The following is a 16,313-nucleotide window of genomic DNA, read 5'->3' as shown; positions in this document are numbered from 1 at the left end:
GGATCCCTGCCGTCGCCGGAATGGTGCGGAATTCGCCTCGGAGTCTCGCGCCCCTGCGTGAGGCAGCCTCGACAATTCCCCTCAACCGGCATTTGCGCCTATGGCACGCGGCATGACGATCGAGCTTCTGTCCAATCCGCTCGCCGCGCAGCGCGCCGACCTGGCGGGCCTTGCCGAGCGGGCCCGGTTGCGCCGGCTGGCCCCGCGCGCCGGCGTGGATTTCGCCTCCAACGACTATCTGGGCCTGGCCGATTCGCCCCGCCTGCGCGCCGCCGTCGCGACGGCGCTGGACGAGGGGGTGCCGGTCGGCTCGGGCGGATCGCGGCTGCTGCGCGGCAATCATCCCGAGCACGAGGCGCTGGAGGCGGAAGCGGCGTCGTTCTTCGGGGCGGAGGCGGCGCTGTATTTCCCCACGGGCTTCGCCGCCAATGCCGCGCTGCTCGCGACGCTGCCGCAGCGGGGCGACCTGGTGGTGCATGACGCCCTGGTCCATGCCAGCGCGCATGACGGGATGCGCCAGGGGCGGGCCGCGCGGGTCGCGGCGGCGCACAATGATGCGCAAGGCTTCGACGATGCGATCCGCGACTGGCGACGCGCGGGCGGCACCGGCACTGCCTGGATCGCGGTGGAGAGCCTGTACAGTATGGACGGCGACCGCGCGCCGCTGGACGAACTCGCCGCCGTCGCCGACCGGCACGACGCGATGCTGCTGATCGACGAGGCGCATGCCACCGGCCTGTGGGGCGCGGGCGGGCGCGGCCTGTCCGCCGGACTGGAGGGGCGGCTGAACGTCGTCAGCCTGCACACCTGCGGGAAGGCGCTGGGCTGCGAGGGCGCGCTGGTCTGCGGGCCGGCGGTGGTGCGCGACTGCCTGGTCAATCGCGGCCGCGGCTTCATCTTCTCGACCGCGCCGTCGCCGCTGATGGCGCGCGCGGTGCGCGAGGCGTTGCGTATCGTCGTCGACGAACCGGCGCGCCGCGACCGCCTGTCCACGCTGATCGCCGCCGCCGGGGCCGCGCTCGCGCCGCACGGCGTCACGCCCAGCGGGTCGCAGATCCTGCCGCTGATCGTCGGCGAGGATGCGGCGACGATGCGGCTGGCGGCGGCGGTGCAGGCGGCGGGCTTCGACGTGCGCGGCATCCGCCCGCCCACCGTGCCCGCCGGCACCGCGCGGCTGCGCATCTCGCTGACGCTGAACGTGGACGAGGCCGATGTGCGGGCGCTTGCCGCAGTGTTGAGGGAGGCGCGGGCATGAGCCGCACGATCGTCGTCACCGGCACCGACACCGATGTCGGCAAGACCGTCTTCGCCGCCGCGCTGACCCGGGCGCTGGGCGCGCACTATTGGAAACCGGTCCAGGCCGGGCTGGATGGGGGCGGCGACGCGGACGGCGTCACCCGGCTGGGCGTGCCGCGCGAGCATTGCCTGCCCGAGGCCTATCGCCTGCGCACGCCCTGCTCGCCGCATCGCGCGGCGGAGATCGACGGCGTGATGATCGATCCGGCGCGGCTGACCCCGCCGGTCGTCGCAGGACCGCTGGTGGTCGAGGGCGCGGGCGGCGCGCTGGTGCCGGTGACGCGCACCCTGCTCTATGCGGACTTGTTCGCGCGCTGGCAGGCGCCGGTGGTGCTGGTCGCGCGCACCGCGCTCGGCACGATCAACCACAGCCTGCTCTCGATCGAGGCGTTGCGCGCGCGCGGCGTCTCGGTGCTGGGCATCGCGTTCATCGGCGAGAATGTCGAGGACAGCGAGGCGACCATCGCCGCGATCGGCGGGGTGCGCCGGCTGGGGCGGCTGCCGCGGCTCGATCCGCTGACGCCGGAGACCCTGGCGGCGGCGTTCCACGCGCAGTTCCGGCTGGAGGATTTCCGGTGAGCGGCTCGCCGGTCTGGCATCCCTTCACCCAGCATGGCCTGGGCGAGCCGATCCCCACGGTGGTCCGGGCCGAGGGCGCGGCGCTGCACACCGCGGACGGGCGGCGGGTGATCGATGCCATCTCCTCCTGGTGGGTGACGACGCATGGCCACAACCATCCGCGCATCGTCGCGGCGATCCGCGACCAGGCCGAGCGGCTGGACCAGATCATCTTCGCCGGCTGGACCCACGAACCCGCCGAGACGGTCGCACGCGACCTGGTGGCGCTCCTGCCGCCCGCGCTGACCCGGGTGTTCTTCTCCGATTCCGGTTCGACCAGCGTCGAGGTCGCGTTGAAGATGGCGCTGGGCTATTGGCTCAACCGGGACGAGCCGCGCCATCGCATCCTGGTGCTGGAGCATAGCTATCACGGCGACACGATCGGCGCGATGTCGGTCGGCGCGCGCGGCGTCTTCAACCAGGCCTATGCGCCGCTGCTGTTCGATGTCGGCACCATCCCCTTTCCCGCCCAGGGCCGCGAACAGGCGACGCTCGACGCGCTGGAGCGGGCCTGCGCGGCCGGCGACGTGGCCGCGTTCATCGTCGAGCCGCTGGTGCTGGGCGCGGGCGGGATGCTGATCTATCCGCCGCAGGTCCTTGGCCAGATGCGCGCCATCTGCATGCGCGCCGGCGTGCTGTTCATCGCCGACGAGGTGATGACCGGCTGGGGCCGCACCGGCACGTTGCTCGCCTGCGAACAGGCCGGGGTGGTGCCCGACATCCTCTGCCTGTCCAAGGGGCTGACCGGCGGCGCGGTGCCGCTGGCGGTGACGATGGCGACCGAGCCGATCTTCCAGGCCCATTATGGCCAGGACCGGGCGCGGATGTTCTTCCATTCGTCCAGCTACACCGCCAATCCGATCGCCTGCGCCGCCGCCGCCGCCAATCTGGCGATCTGGCGCGACGAGCCGGTGCTGGACCGCATCGCCGCCCTCGCGCGCCGCCAGGCCGAACGGTTGGCGCGCGTCGCGGATCGGCCGGGCTTCGCGGGCGCGCGATCGCTCGGCACCATCGCCGCGATCGATGTGGAGGGGCCGCCCGGCTATCTCTCGACGCTGGGGCCGCGTCTGCTCGAATATTTCCGCGCGCGCGACCTGCTGGTTCGGCCGCTCGGCAACACCGTCTATGTCATGCCGCCCTATTGCATCGACGATGCCGACCTGGACGCGGTGCACGACGCCATCGCCGCGGCGCCGGCCGCACTCCTCAATAATCGAGCGTGAGCGAGGCGCGCACCGTCCGGCCGAGCCCGGCATAGAGGGTGGTGCCGCCGGTCGCCCAATAGCGGGCATCGGTCAGGTTGTCGGCGTTGATCCGCGCGGTCATCGCTGGCCCGTCCCCCCGCCGCCAGCGGTAGCTCGCGCCCAGGCCGTAGGTCGTATAGGCGGGCAGCAGCGCGCGGTTCTGCGGGTCCGACCAGCGGCGGCCGGTATGATAGGCGCCGGCATTGACCGCGACGCCGGGCAGGAACGCCGGGCGATATTCCACGAAGGCGGAGCCGGCCCAGCGCGGCGTGTTCTCCACCTGCTTGCCGTTCTGCGCGGCGACGCCGGTGCGACGCTGCACCGCCTCCAGATACTGGCCCGACAGCAGCACCGAAAGGCCATGGCCCAGCCGACCCTGGAGCGACGCCTCCACGCCCCGGTGCAGCGCACGGCCATCGACCACCTGAACGTTGCGCAGGTCGGTATAGTCCAGCCCGCGATCGATCACGAAGCCGGCAAGCGAGGCGGTCGCGCCGGCGATCTCCAGTCGGCCGCCCAGTTCATATTGCCGGCTGACCACGGGGGGCAGGATGTCGCCGGCATTGGCGGTGCCGTCGGGCGCGGTGCCGGCGCTCTCCAGCCCCTCGATATAGGTGCCGTAGAGGCTGGATCGCGGGCCGGGGCGGAAGACCAGCCCGGCGGTCGGCGTCCAGGTGCGGATGGTGAAATCCGCCGGCGCGGCGCGCGTCGCGTAATCGACATGGCGCAGGCCGCCGATCGCCAGCCAGCGCGCGCCCAGATGCGCGATGTCCATGACATAGAGGCCGGTGTCGATATTGACGCCGCCTGGGCCGATCCGCATCGTCGAGGGGACGAGCGCGGCATAGTCGATGGTGCGCGGATCATAGAGGTTCTGCGCGACGTTGCGGAAGCTCTGCCGGTGCTGGTCGGACTGGAACTGGCGGTTGCGCGTATAGCCGAACAGCAATTCGTGGCGGATGCCGAGGGTCGCCACCGTGCCGGCCAGCTCGGCGCGGAGGTAGCCGTTCCGGTAATCCTGATCGGGCGTGTAGACGCTGACCAGCACGCCCGCGCCCGTCGCCAGGTCGATCTGGCCCAGATTGGATTGCGCACGCTGCCGCCGCGCCTGGGCGGTGCCGCCCTCCGCGCGCAGCGACCAGCCGCCGCCCAGCTCGTAATCGGCGCGCGCCAGCACGTTCCTGCCCCAGGTGATGTAGGGCGCGTCGCGGGGGGCCAGGCGCAGGCGCGGGTCCGGCACCGGCGGCAGCGTGATCGTGCCACCGATGCCGCGCACCGCGCCGACCGGCGCAGGCAGGCTGATGCCGCCCTGTTCGTCGGTGCTGCGGCGGTAATATTCGAGGTCCAGTTTCAGGACGAGGCGCGGCGTCGCCTGCCAGTCGAACGCACCCGCCGCCACCACCCGCCGGCCGTCGACGCCGTCGATCGGGAATGCCAGATGGCCGATCGCGCCGTTGATCCGCACGCCGAACGCCTGGGCCGCGCCGAACCGCCGGCCGATATCGACGCCGCCGCCGACGCCGCCCTCGGCATCGCCGGTGATCTGGAGCGAGGTGACCGGGCGCGGCCCGGCGCGCTTGGTGACGACGTTGACGATCCCCGAGGGCGTGCCGAGGCCGTAATAGAGCGCGGAGACGCCCTTCAGCATCTCGACGCGTTGCTTGTCCTCGATCGGGATGGGGGCCATGTTGACCACCTGCAGCCCGCCGTTCAGCCGGTAATTGGTGCGCGGGTTGAGGAAGATGCCGCGCGAGACGAAGCTGTTGGTGGTGATCGGACTGGTCGATTGCTGGGTGATCCCGGCGGCGTTGCGCAGCGCGTCGTCCAGTCCCTGCGCACCCTGCGCGTCGAGCAGGCTGCGCGTCATCACCGCCACCGTCGCCGGCGTGTCGAGCAGCGAGCGGTTGCGGAATGCGCCGACCTGCACGGTGTCGGCGCCGAAGGACGGCGCGCGGCGGCCGACGACCACCAGCTCCTCCCCGTCGAGCGCCACCTCGCCACGCTGCGCGTCCACGGCGGCCGGTGCCGGCTCCGCCGCGGGCGCGACGATCCCCCCGGCAGCCCAGGCCGCCAGTCCCACGATCATCATCCCGATATCCCCCGAACGACCGTTGCCCGGTCCGTTCGGCGGTGATACTAATGTTGAAAATCAATTGCAATAAGAAGTGATGTAGATCAGCCCGGCGCTGCCGGTCGGGTGGGACGATCCGGCCCGGTCGGCACGGTGGCGGTGGCGCGCTGGTCGGGCGCGTCGCGGAGCTGGACGACCAGCGTGCCGTCGCCGGGGGGCGGCACCTCGATCGCGCTGCCGGTGAAGCCGTCCGGCACCGGCACGCTGGCGCTGCCCGACTGGACCGAGGCCGCGAGATACAGGTCGCGCCCGGACAGTCGGCAGGGGCCGTCGGCGGCGCAGGTGAACCCGGTCAGCACCGGAAGGCGGACGAGCGTGCCGACCGGTAGCCAGTCGCTCGCCACCCCGTCCCTCACCACGCGCAGGCGCAACGGGCCATAGGCGGTGGGGCCGAGCAGCGCGCCCGGATGCAGGGTCACGATCGCGACCCGGTCCGATTGCAGGCTGAGCCCGCCATTCGCCGCGTCGAGCCGGACGGGCGGCCGGGCTTGCGCGGTCACGAGTTCGATCGTCTCGGTGCCGGCGAAGCCCGCCGCGCCCTCGGCGCGCAGCGACACGGTCAGCCGCGCGTCCTGCGCCACCGCATCGGCGCCGGCGAGCAGCAAGGGGACGGGGGCGGCCGGCCCGGTCCGCTCGGCGTTGCGCGCGATCACCATATAGGCGGGCCGCGCCGCCGTCACCGTGGCGCGGGTCGTCAGCGTGCGGCCGTCGACCAGGCGGACCCGCGCGGTCCTGGCCGCACCTTCGGTGAGCGAAGGCGCGGTATCGGTGGCGAGGTCAAGCTGGTCGCCGTCGCCGACCCGGCGCAAGCCCGCCGGGCGGAAGATCGTGCCGCCCAGGTCGAGCGTCGCCACCATGTCGAGCCGCGTGCCGCTCAGCACCCCCGTCCGGTCGCCGGCATGGAGCGTGAAGCCGTCGACCCGCCCCGCCTCGGCCAGCGCCTGGACGGCCAAGCGCTGCGGCTCAGCCTCGCCATAATGGCGGACCAGCAGGGTCAGCGCGCCCGGATCGACCCCGGCGAGCGGCAGCTTCACCGTCAGCCGGTCGGTGCCGGCCGCGTCCCAGGCCAGCGTCCGCGTCGCGCCGGAGGGCAGGCGGACCGAGACGTCGGCGACGCAAGGGCTCGCGCCGCCGGTCAGCGTGATCGCATTGTCGCGGCCGACCACCGCCGACCCGTCTTGCGCGATCCCCCAGGCCGCGCCGGCCTTGACCAGCCGGACGCGCGGACCGTCGAACGGCGTGAACCCCCAGACGCCGTGCAACACGCCCTCGCTCGCCGCGGCCAGGTCGGCGGTGGCCAGGCCGGTGCCGGCGACGACATAGCCACCCTGTTCCGGGTCGGCGGCGACCGGGATCTCCAGGTCGCGGCCGCTGCGATCCTTCAGCCGCAGCGCCATGTTGCGCGCATAGCCGGTGGAATAGATCAGCGGCGCCCCCTCCACCGGCAGCAACAGGCCGGGTCGGCCGGCGCACAGGGTCGCGCCCGGATCGGCGAGGCGCAGCGGCGGCGGCAGCGGCGTCTCGATCGGCGGCAGCGCCGCGACCATCACCGATTGCGGTTTGGCGAAGGAGGGCACGGCGTTGAGCAGCAACGCGATGCGATCGTCCTGATAGAGGCCGAGCGCGGGTATGTACTGGAATTGCGCGGTCTGGAACGCGCCCAGGATGCGCGCCACGTCGCGGACCACGCCGATATAGGGGCTGTAATAGCCATAGCCGCCCTGTGGCGTCGCGGCGACCTGCAGCGCCAGGTCGGTCGGCGTGCCGCTCAGCGTCTCCGCCAGCGAGGCGCTGTGGCCATCGGCGAGCACCAGCGAGTCGCGCCCCTGGGTCAGGCAGGCGGCCTGGAGATCGGGCTGCTTGAGCAGGCAGCCGCTGTCGAACTTGATCGCGAGGCTGCGCGCGAGAAGCGGCGAGACGGTGCTGAGCCGGTCAGGCCCGACGGCGTCGCCGCGCCGGATGCCGGCCAGGAACGCGTCGAGCCGCGACCGGTCGAGCGCCGCCTGGTTCAGGTCCTGCACCGCGCGGACGAAGGCGCCCGGCCGGCCGCGCACCGCGCCGGTCAGCGTCGCGAAGTCGCCGCCGGTCCGGGGGGCCAGGAACACCAGCGCCTGGCGCGCGCCCTTGGGCACGGTCAGCGTCAGCGTGTCGCGCTTGTTCTTCCACGTTTCGGCGCTGGTGAACCAGGCCTTGGGCGGCGGGTTGGTCGCGCCGCGCAGGAAGCCGCCGACCAGCAGATAATGGGTCGACTGATCGCCGGGCAGCGCGGCGGCGATGTGGAGCGTGTCGCCTGCCGCCAGGTCGGGCACCTGCGCGATCGGCAACGTCACGCCGCCGCGCGTCACCGTCACCTTCAGCACCGGCCCCTGCAGGTCGAAGGGTGCGGTCTCCGCCAGCACGGGGGACGCCGGGGCCAGCGCCACAAGGGCGAGGGACAAGAGGCGGGCGGCGACCGGACGCGGGAACATGGCCGCCGCTATAGGCGCGTGTCCCCCGGTCGCTCAACGGCCTCGCGCGGCATGGCTGGCGACGGTCCTGCGTGCGTGGCCGGCAATCGTCACAGCGGCCCAGGGCCCGCCCCATCCCAGTCGAGCGGGCCTTGGCGAACGTCGACGCGCCACTCCATCAGCGTCCACCCCCGGCGCGCGGCGGGGCCCTATGGTGGACATTGGCAGAGGTCCGGCGGACCAGGGTCAGCTCGATCCAGAGGTCGAACCGGACTGGGCGGCGGTCAGGCGGATCAGCGACGACATCGGCAGCTGCGCGCCGTTGATGCCGACGGTGACGACGCCGCCCTTCGATTGCACGTCGCCCACGGTGCCGATCGCGTTGATCGTCGCCGACACGGTCACGCCGCCGCTGTCCTGACCCTTCACGCTCAGCGTATAGGCGCCGTCCGCCGCCTGGCTGCCGTCGCTCTTCGTGCCGGTCCAGATCACTTCGCCCCTGCCGCTGTCGTCGTCGATCGTCTGGGTGGAGACGGTGCGGCCACTGGCGTCCTTGATCGTCGCGGTCAGCGGTCCGGTCATGCCGCTGTTGCTGTAGGTCCAGCGCGCCGGGCTCTTGCTGGTCAGCCCGACCGTGTCGCTGTCGAACGTCGCCTCGCGGCCGATCAGATTGGCGGCGGATGATAGGTCCTGCGTGCTGAAGCGCGACAGGATGTCCTTCAGCGTGCCGGTCTGTTGCAGCGACTGCTCGACCTGCGAAAACTGCGCGAGCTGCTGGGTATATTGGGTCGCATCGGTCGGATTCAGCGGGTCCTGGTTCTGCGCCTGGGTGGTCAGTAGCTTCAGGAACAGGTTGAAATCGGCCGAGGCCGTCTTGCCCGACGTCAGCGCGTCGGTGCCGGTGGCGGCGCCGGCCGCCTGGCCGGTGTTGGTGGTGGTGGTGGCTATGGTCATGGCGGTTGCTCCTCAGGCCATCAGGTCGACGCGACCGCGCGGCGACAGCATCGGGGTTTCGGCGGCCGGCTCGTCACCGGCGGTCAGCGTGGCGTACGGGCCAGCGGAAAAGGGGGTGCGGCGACCCTGGCCGCCGCCGCCGGATTGGCCCGGTGAGGCGAAGCCGCCCCCTGCGCCGCCGTCCGATCGGGTGTCGAAGCGCAGGCTGTCCGAATCGGCGCGCACCCCGGCGTCGCCAAGCGCGCGGACCAGCGAGTCGGTATCGCGGCGAAGCAGGTCGAGCGAGGCGGGCTGGTCGGCCGCCACCGTCGCGCGCAGCGTGCCGCCATCGTCGAACGCCAGCCGCACCTCGATCCGGCCGAGTTCGGCGGGCGCGATGCGGATGGTCAGCGACTCGCCGCCGTCCTGGGCGACATGGCGGGCGATGGCGATGGCGGTGTCGTGGCCGATATGGCTGGCCTGCGCGACCGGTACGGCGGCCGGCGCGGGCTGGCCAGTGGCGGATTGGGGGGGAACGGGCTTCGCCGCCGGCTGCACCGCGTCGACCTGCGCCCGGAACGAGGGCGCGGCCGGCGTCTGGTCTTTGGCCTCGCCCGTGGCGCGGTCGGGTGTCGCGGGTTCGGTCGTCACGGTCTTGGCGGCGGGTCTGGCGTCGCCGGCCATCGTGGCGCCATCGGCGGTCGCGGCGTCGGTCGCGTCGCCTGCGGCCGCGATCGGGGCGCTTGGGCCGGCGACCAACGCAGATGCCGGCAGGACCCGGGCGGCGGTGGACGGGCCGCCAGCCAGGCGCGTGCGCGCTTCCCGCTCCGGCATCGCGCCGTCATCGGCCGGGCTCCCGGCCTGTGGAGCAGGCACCATGCCGGCCGCGACGGGCGTACCCGGCGGCGGTACAAGCCCGGTTTCCGCCAGCAGGACCGGCGTGGCGGCGGACATGGCGTCCGCCCGTTTCGCCAGCCGCTCCTTGCGACCGGCGCTGGCGGTGTCCGCGTCCGGGCTGGAGACGGGTTCGGCGGGCTCCACGATCGCTGCCGGATCGGACAGCGCCGCCGGATCGGCCATCGCCGCCGGATCGGCCATCGCCGCCCGGGCGGTCACGAGCTGGCCGGCCGGGACGGCGACGCGACCGTTCGGCCGCGTCGTGGCCGCGACCCTGTCCCCGTTGCTGGTGCCGTTGCTGGCCCCATCGCTGGTCCTGTCGGTGGCGGGCGCGGGTGTCGCCCAGCCCGCATCCGACGCCGGAACCGGCGCGTCCGCGGGCGCGGCAGGGACCGCCATCGGATCGACGCCGTCGGACGGGGCGGCGGCCGCCGCCACCGCTGCGGTTGCGGCGATCATGACGGGTTGCACGTCCGCCGTCCCCCGGTCCGGCAGGCCGGCACCAACGACCGGCATTGTCTTCGGAACGAAGCCGCGCGGCGTGACGCCGTCCGCCGGCGGCGAGGCGATCGAGGTCAGCGGCAGGCGCAGCCCGGCCGTGTCGACGCCGCCGTTCGGTTTTGGGGCCGACGGCGTCGCCGGGGCACGGGCGAGCTCCGCCCGATCGGCGATGCTGGCGCTGCCATTCGGCGCCGTAGCGGGCGGCGTGGCCGCCGCGGGGGCCGCCGCGGGGGCCGCCACGGGGGGCGATGTGGGAGCCGGGGCCGGAACGAGCGTCGCCAATTCGGCGAGTCCGGCGCCGACGATCGGCTCCGCGGCCGGCGTCGCCGCCGATGTCGGGTCCGGCTCCGCCGTGACGGCGGTCCCGGTGCCGACGATCGCGGTCGAGACCAGGGGCGTCGCAAGGGCGGTGGCGGGCGGCGTCAACGGCTGGGCGACGCGCGGGGCCGGCGCGGCCGTCAGCATGGTGGCGACGGCACCGCTCGCCGACGTCGTCGCGGCCAGGCCCGCCGGCAGCCAGCCGGCAAAGCCGTCCAGGGCGGCCACCGTCTCGATCGGCGCGACCAGTCCGGCGCCCGCGACGGGCCGGCCCGCCGGCGCGGGGGCGATGAGCGTGGAGAATGGGCTGAGCGCGTTCATGCGGACCTCCTGGGGCGAGACGTGCCCGATTCATGTGCGGCGGAGCGGGGCAGGGGGGAGCGGGGCAGGGGGTAGCGGGGCCGGGCGGGGAGGGACCGGGTCATCCGACCGTCCCCAGCGAGCGGATGCGCGCCCGGGTATGAATTTCGGTCTGCGACAGCACGACGGTGGCCGGCCGGGCACGCTCGATGATCGAGCGGACGAAGGGTCGGATCGACGGGTTGGTGAGCAGGCAGGGGATCTCGCCGTCCTGCGCCAGCCGGTCGAACGTGTCGCGCACCGCCGCCAGGAAGGCGTGCAGGCGCGACGGAGCCATCGCGAGCTGCCGCTCGTCGCCATGCCCGACGATGCTTTCCGCGAACGCCTCGTCCCATTCGCCGGTCAGCGTGACGACCGGGATCACGCCGCCCCGCGCCTGTTGCGCCGAGATCTGGCGGGCCAGGCGGCTGCGGACATGTTCGGTGATCTGGGTCAGGTTGGTGGTGACCGGCGCGGCTTCCGCGATCCCCTCCATGATCGTCGGGATGTCGCGGATCGACACGCCCTCGGACAGGAGGTTCTGGAGGATGCGCTGGACGCCCGACACGCTGATCTTGGTCGGCACGATGTCGGCCACCAGCTTCTCGGACTCCTTGTGGACTTCGTTCAGCAGCTTCTGCGTCTCGGTATAGCTCAGCAGGTCGGCGATATTCTCCTTCACCAGCTCGGTCAGATGAGTGGTGATGATCGTGCCGCAATCGACCACGGTCAGGCCGCGCATCCCCGCCTCGTCGCGCAGGCCGCGGTCGATCCACAGCGCAGGCAGGCCGAACACCGGCTCGCGCGTCGGCTCGCCCGGCAGGGTCGGGCCATGGTCGTCGGGGTTGATGACCAGCAGCCGGTCGAGCCGGATGGTGCCGCGCGCCGCCTCCGTCTCCTTGATATGGACGACATATTCGTTGGGCTTGAGCGCGAGATTGTCGATGATCCGCACCGCCGGCAGCACGAAGCCGTAATCGGCCGCCATCTGCCGGCGCAGCGCGCGGACCTGGTCGTCGAGGCGCGGCTCGCGCTGCTCGTCGTTGATCATCGGCAGCAGGGCATAGCCGATCTCGATCCGAACCGCGTCGATCGCCAGCGTGCGGCTGATCGGTTCCTCCGGCGCGACCTCGGTGGCGGTGGCGGCGATCTCCTTGGCCCGGTCGGCCACGACCTTCGCCTTGGCGTCCTTGTCCAGCTTCCACGCCGCCCAACCGGTCAGCCCGGCGAAGATCGCGAAGGGCAGGAAGGGCAGGCCCGGGATCAGCGCCAGCCCGCCCAGCAGCACCGCGACGATGCCGAACGCCTTGGGATAGCGGCCGAGCTGATCGCCCAGCGCCGCGCCGGTCTTGCCGCTCGCGCCGCCTTTGGTGACCAGCAGGCCGGCGGCGATGGAGACGATCAGCGCGGGGATCTGGCTGACCAGGCCATCGCCGACGGTCAGCAGCGTATAGGTGTGGAACGCCTCGGCCAGCGGCACGCCGTGGACCAGCACGCCCATGATCAGCCCGACCAGCACGTTGATCGCGGTGATGAGGAGGGCGGCGACCGCGTCGCCCTTCACGAACTTCGACGCGCCGTCCATGGCGCCATAGAAGCCGCTTTCCTGCTCGACCTCGCTGCGCCGCTCGCGCGCCTGGGTCTCGTCGATCGTGCCGGCGTTCAGGTCGGCGTCGATCGCCATCTGCTTGCCGGGCATCGCGTCCAGGCTGAACCGCGCCGCGACTTCGGCGATGCGGCCCGCGCCCTTGGTGATGACGACGAAGTTGATGACGATCAGGATCATGAAGATCGTCAGGCCGATCACCGTCTCGCCGCCGATCAGGAACTCGCCGAACGCCGCGATCACGCCGCCGGCGGCATGCGCGCCCTCATGGCCGTGACCCAGGATCAGCCGGGTCGAGGCGAGGTTCAGGCCCAGCCGCAACATGGTCGAGATGAGCAGGATGGTCGGGAAGGCGGAGAGCTGGAGCGGCTTGTCGATGAACAATGAGGTCATCAGGATCATCACCGACAGGGTGATCGACAGGGCCAGGCCCAGATCGAGCATCCAGCCGGGCATCGGCAGGATGAGCATCCCGATGATCGCGACCACGCCGATCGCGAGCGCCATGTCGCGATTGGCGCCGATCCGCTGGAGAATATTGGTGAGGGCCGGCATCGTCTATCGTCCGGTCAGGCGGCGGGGACGGAAATGCCCGCCTCGATGAAGATCTTCAGCTTGTTGCGCATCGTCCGCACCGAGATGCCCAGGATGTTGGAGGCGGAGGTGCGATTGCCCCGGCACCGCTCCAGCGTCTTCAGGATCAGCGCGCGCTCCACCTCCTCGACGGTGCGGCCGACCAGCGGATCGATGCCGTCGGAGGGATCGGTCGCGGGCGACAGGCGGCTGCCGTCGGACAGCACCAGGTCCAGCGCGCCGATCCGCTCGTCGCGCGCCAGCACGGCGGCGCGGCGGACGACGTTCTCCAGTTCGCCGACATTGCCGGGCCAGCCGTGGCCGGCCAGCAGCGACAGCGCATCATCGGTCAGGGGGCGCATCGGCAATCCTTCGGTAGCGGCGACACGCGCGGCGAAATGATGGGCGAGAAGCGGGATGTCGGGCAGGCGCTCGGTAAGCGGCGGCAGCGCGATGCGCGCCGCGTCCAGCCGTGCCGCCAGGTCGGCGCGGAACCGCCCGTCCCGGACCAGGGCGGCCAGGTCGGCGGTGGTGGAGGCGATCAACCGGGTCGACGGCACCGAGGCCAGCGCCATGGCGAGCCGCGCCTGGAGGGCGGCGGGCAGCCAGTCGATGTCGCGCAGGAACAGCGTGCCGCCGCGCGCTTCGTCCAGCTTGCCGCAGCGATCGGCCACCGCTTCGGGGAACGCACCGGCCTGGTGCCCGAACAGGTCGGATTCGAGCACATCGGCCGGCACGCCCGCGCATTCGACCGTCAGCATCGGCCCCTGGCGCCCGGATTGCGCATGAATGGTGCGCGCCAGCAGCGCCTTGCCCGCGCCGACCGGGCCGGTCAGCAGCACCGGCATCCGCGCGGCCGCGATCGACCCGGCGAAGTCGACCGCGCGGCGAAGGGCGGCGTCCTGCCCGATGATGGTCGATCCCGGCCGCTCGGCGGCGGCGGCCAGCGCGGCGGCGATCATCGCCAGTTCGGGGGGCAGCGGCACATAGTCGTCGGCTCCGGCGCGGATCGCCGCCACCGCCAGCGCGGCCGGGGCATCGACGCCGCAGGCCAGCACCGGCACCGCGAACCGCTCGGCGCGGAGCTGGGCGATGAAGCCGGCGACATCCAGCGCGACGTCGATCATGACCAGAGCGACATGCGCCCGGCGCATCGTCGCCATCGCCGTGGTCTCGTCATGCGCCACCACCACCTCGGCACCGGCCTGGGCGGCGAGCGCGGCGGCCCGGTCCAGTTCGCTCGCCGGGCGGCCGATCAGCAGGATGCGGATCTCATGCGGGTCCATGCCGTGGCTCACTTCTCGGACTGCACGATTTCGGTGAGCGTCACGCCCAGCGATTCGTCGATCAGCACCACTTCGCCGCGCGCGATCAGGCGATCGTTGACGAAGATGTCGACCGGCTCGCCGACCTTGCGGTCCAGCTCGATCACCATGCCGGTCTGGAGCCGCAGCAGCTCGCCGATCGGCATCCGCGAGCGGCCCAGCACCGCCTGCACCCGGACGGGCACGTCGTGCACCGCCTCCAGCCCGTCGGCTAGGTCGCCCTCGCTCGAGGCCTGATCCAAATCCTCCAGATTCTCCAGGAAGTCCTGCGCCGAAGGATCGGCGACCATCGCGGTGTTGTCGGTCATGTCGGTCATTGCGGGCTCCATCACGCGTTCATCCACTGGCGGATGACGGCGGCGGCTTCGGGGGGCGAGGCGCCGACGGCATCGCCGACGCGTTGGAGGGAGGCGATCTTCACATCGCCATCGATATGGGCGAGGCCGGCATCGGCGGCGGGCAGGCGGGGCACGTCCGCACCGGCGGGCAGCTGGGGGACGCCTTCGAGCTCGGGCGCGGCGGGCGCGGCGGCCTCGGTGGCGGCGGCCGCCTTGTCGGCGCCGGGCGCGCGGATCATCTTCATCGCGACCAGGCCGACCGCCGCGATCAGCACCAGCTTGCCGAACCCGGCGAGCATGTCCACCGGCAGCTTCGACAACAGGCCGGGACCATCGTCCTCCAGCGTCTCGTCGGCGGCGAAGGCCATGCTTTCGATGACGACGCTGTCGCCGCGCTGCGTATCCGCGCCGACCGCATTCTCGACCAGCCGGGTCAGGCGCTGGATCTGGGGGGCGGGCAGGCCCTTGGCGCCGCCATCGACCATCACCGCGACGGTCAGGCGCTTGATCTTGCCCGGCCCCCGGGTGACGACGCTGTGCGTCTTGCTGTTCAGATAGGTGGTGTCCTCCGAGGTCTGGTCGTGCGCCTCGGTCTTGCCGTTGCCGTCACCGGTCTTGCCCTGCGCATCGGGCAGCTGGGTGGCGACGCTGGCGACCGCGGGAGCCGCGTTCGTCTCGTTCGACTGGTCCTTGCCGGCCACCGTCACGACATGCGCCACGACCTGCTTGTCGGGATCATAGACCTCGGATTCCTCCTGGGTCTGGTCGCGGTCGATCTCGGCCGACACTTCGGCGCGCACCTTGCCCTGGCCGACGATCGGCGACAGCAGTGCCTCGACCTCGTCGCGCATCCGGCCCTCGACCTGGGCCTGGCGCTCGTCCGTGGTGCTGGCGCCACCGGTCGCGGCGTCGCCGGCGCGGGCGAGCAGCGCGCCCGACTGGTCGACGATCGACACCGCCTCGGGCGAGAGTTCGGGGACGGAGGAGGAGACCAGATAGCGGATCGACTGCACCGCTTCGGCCGGCAGGCGGCTGCGCGTCTTCACGGTGACGGCGGCGGTCGCCTTGGTCGCGCTGGTCGCGAACATCGCCCGCTCGGGCATCACGATATGGACGCGCGCGCCGGTCACGTTCTGGAGGGTCTGGATCGAGCGCGACAACTCGCCCTCGATCGCGCGCGTCTCGTTCAGCTTGGCGCGGCTGGCGGAGACGCCGAACGGCTCCTCCTGGTCCAGCACCTCATAGCCGATCTTGCCGCCCAGCTTGTCGCCGGCCATCGCCATGCGCAGTTCGGCGAGCTTGCTCTCCGGGGCCATGATCGACGTGCCGTCGGCCGACAGCTGGAAGGGGATGCTCTGCCCCTTCAGCTTCTCCGCGATGCCCTGGGCCGACGAAGGGTCCAGGTCGGTGTAGAGGAACCCCATGCGCTCGTCGCCGCCGCGCAGGGCGACCATCGCCAGCACCGCAAGCATCGCTGCGGCGACGCCGCCCATCATCAGGAGGCGCTGGCGTCCGATCTGGGTCCAAAATGTTCTGACTTGATCCAAGATCCGTCCTGTCCGAGCCGGTGCCAATTGCTGGGTTCATTATAGGCGGGCAGGCGGTCGGCAGTTTGTGCCGGGCGGAAAAACTTGCCGTCGCGACGCATCAGACGGGCAGGCACTGCCGGGTGGCGGGAATGCGACGAGGCCCGCGGATCGCCGACGATCCACGGGCCTCGCAGGACGGAAAGGGGATAGGGGCGCGG

At 72.2% G+C, this 16,313-nt stretch carries 11 protein-coding genes; 3 read left to right on the top strand and 8 right to left on the bottom strand.

What is annotated here, in order from left to right; translation table 11 throughout:
• Positions 1 to 112: 112 nt before the first annotated feature.
• The 3 genes from GGQ96_RS03990 to GGQ96_RS03980 are packed head-to-tail and all read left to right on the top strand — an operon-like array spanning position 113 to position 3,137.
• Positions 113 to 1,255, top strand: a complete 1,143-nt coding sequence (locus tag GGQ96_RS03990) for an 8-amino-7-oxononanoate synthase (protein ID WP_184111700.1) — start codon at positions 113 to 115, stop codon at positions 1,253 to 1,255.
• Positions 1,252 to 1,875 (top strand): dethiobiotin synthase, encoded by a 624-nt coding sequence (gene bioD / locus GGQ96_RS21300; protein WP_184111698.1) that lies wholly within the window; start codon positions 1,252 to 1,254, stop codon positions 1,873 to 1,875. Before GGQ96_RS03990 ends, bioD begins: the two co-directional genes overlap by 4 nt.
• On the top strand, positions 1,872 to 3,137 hold the full coding sequence (locus GGQ96_RS03980; RefSeq protein WP_184111696.1) for an adenosylmethionine--8-amino-7-oxononanoate transaminase: 1,266 nt from the start codon (positions 1,872 to 1,874) through the stop codon (positions 3,135 to 3,137). The genes bioD and GGQ96_RS03980 overlap by 4 nt, the downstream gene beginning before the upstream one ends.
• Here GGQ96_RS03980 and GGQ96_RS03975 read toward each other — a convergent pair.
• From GGQ96_RS03975 to fliF, 8 genes are all read right to left on the bottom strand, one after another.
• On the bottom strand, positions 3,121 to 5,247 hold the full coding sequence (locus tag GGQ96_RS03975) for a TonB-dependent siderophore receptor (RefSeq protein ID WP_246360025.1): 2,127 nt from the start codon (positions 5,245 to 5,247) through the stop codon (positions 3,121 to 3,123). The genes GGQ96_RS03980 and GGQ96_RS03975 overlap by 17 nt on opposite strands.
• Before the next feature lie 86 nt (positions 5,248 to 5,333).
• On the bottom strand, positions 5,334 to 7,757 hold the full coding sequence (locus GGQ96_RS03970; protein ID WP_184111694.1) for a hypothetical protein: 2,424 nt from the start codon (positions 7,755 to 7,757) through the stop codon (positions 5,334 to 5,336).
• Between the two features lie 225 nt (positions 7,758 to 7,982).
• Entirely contained in the window at positions 7,983 to 8,690 is a 708-nt protein-coding gene (locus GGQ96_RS03965; protein WP_184111692.1) for a flagellar hook assembly protein FlgD, read from the bottom strand.
• A gap of 12 nt (positions 8,691 to 8,702) precedes the next feature.
• Entirely contained in the window at positions 8,703 to 10,706 is a 2,004-nt protein-coding gene (locus GGQ96_RS03960; protein ID WP_184111690.1) for a flagellar hook-length control protein FliK, read from the bottom strand.
• Positions 10,707 to 10,806: 100 nt separating this feature from the next.
• Complete coding sequence (gene flhA / locus GGQ96_RS03955) at positions 10,807 to 12,885, bottom strand: flagellar biosynthesis protein FlhA (protein WP_184111688.1); 2,079 nt, start codon at positions 12,883 to 12,885, stop codon at positions 10,807 to 10,809.
• 14 nt (positions 12,886 to 12,899) lie between these two features.
• On the bottom strand, positions 12,900 to 14,189 hold the full coding sequence (locus GGQ96_RS03950; protein WP_184111686.1) for a sigma-54-dependent transcriptional regulator: 1,290 nt from the start codon (positions 14,187 to 14,189) through the stop codon (positions 12,900 to 12,902).
• A gap of 8 nt (positions 14,190 to 14,197) precedes the next feature.
• Positions 14,198 to 14,536, bottom strand: coding sequence for a flagellar motor switch protein FliN (gene fliN, locus GGQ96_RS03945; RefSeq protein WP_184112228.1), 339 nt, complete (start codon positions 14,534 to 14,536; stop codon positions 14,198 to 14,200).
• A 20-nt stretch (positions 14,537 to 14,556) separates the two neighbouring features.
• The gene (gene fliF / locus GGQ96_RS03940) at positions 14,557 to 16,113 is read right to left on the bottom strand and encodes a flagellar basal-body MS-ring/collar protein FliF (RefSeq protein ID WP_184111684.1); all 1,557 of its coding nucleotides are present in this window, start codon (positions 16,111 to 16,113) and stop codon (positions 14,557 to 14,559) included.
• Positions 16,114 to 16,313 lie beyond the last annotated feature (200 nt).

The sequence above is a fragment of the Sphingomonas abaci genome, from assembly GCF_014199625.1.
Taxonomy (GTDB): Bacteria; Pseudomonadota; Alphaproteobacteria; order Sphingomonadales; family Sphingomonadaceae; genus Sphingomonas; species Sphingomonas abaci.
The sequence above is the reverse complement of the archived record's forward strand: the minus strand, read 5'-3'. Positions and strand labels throughout refer to the sequence as shown.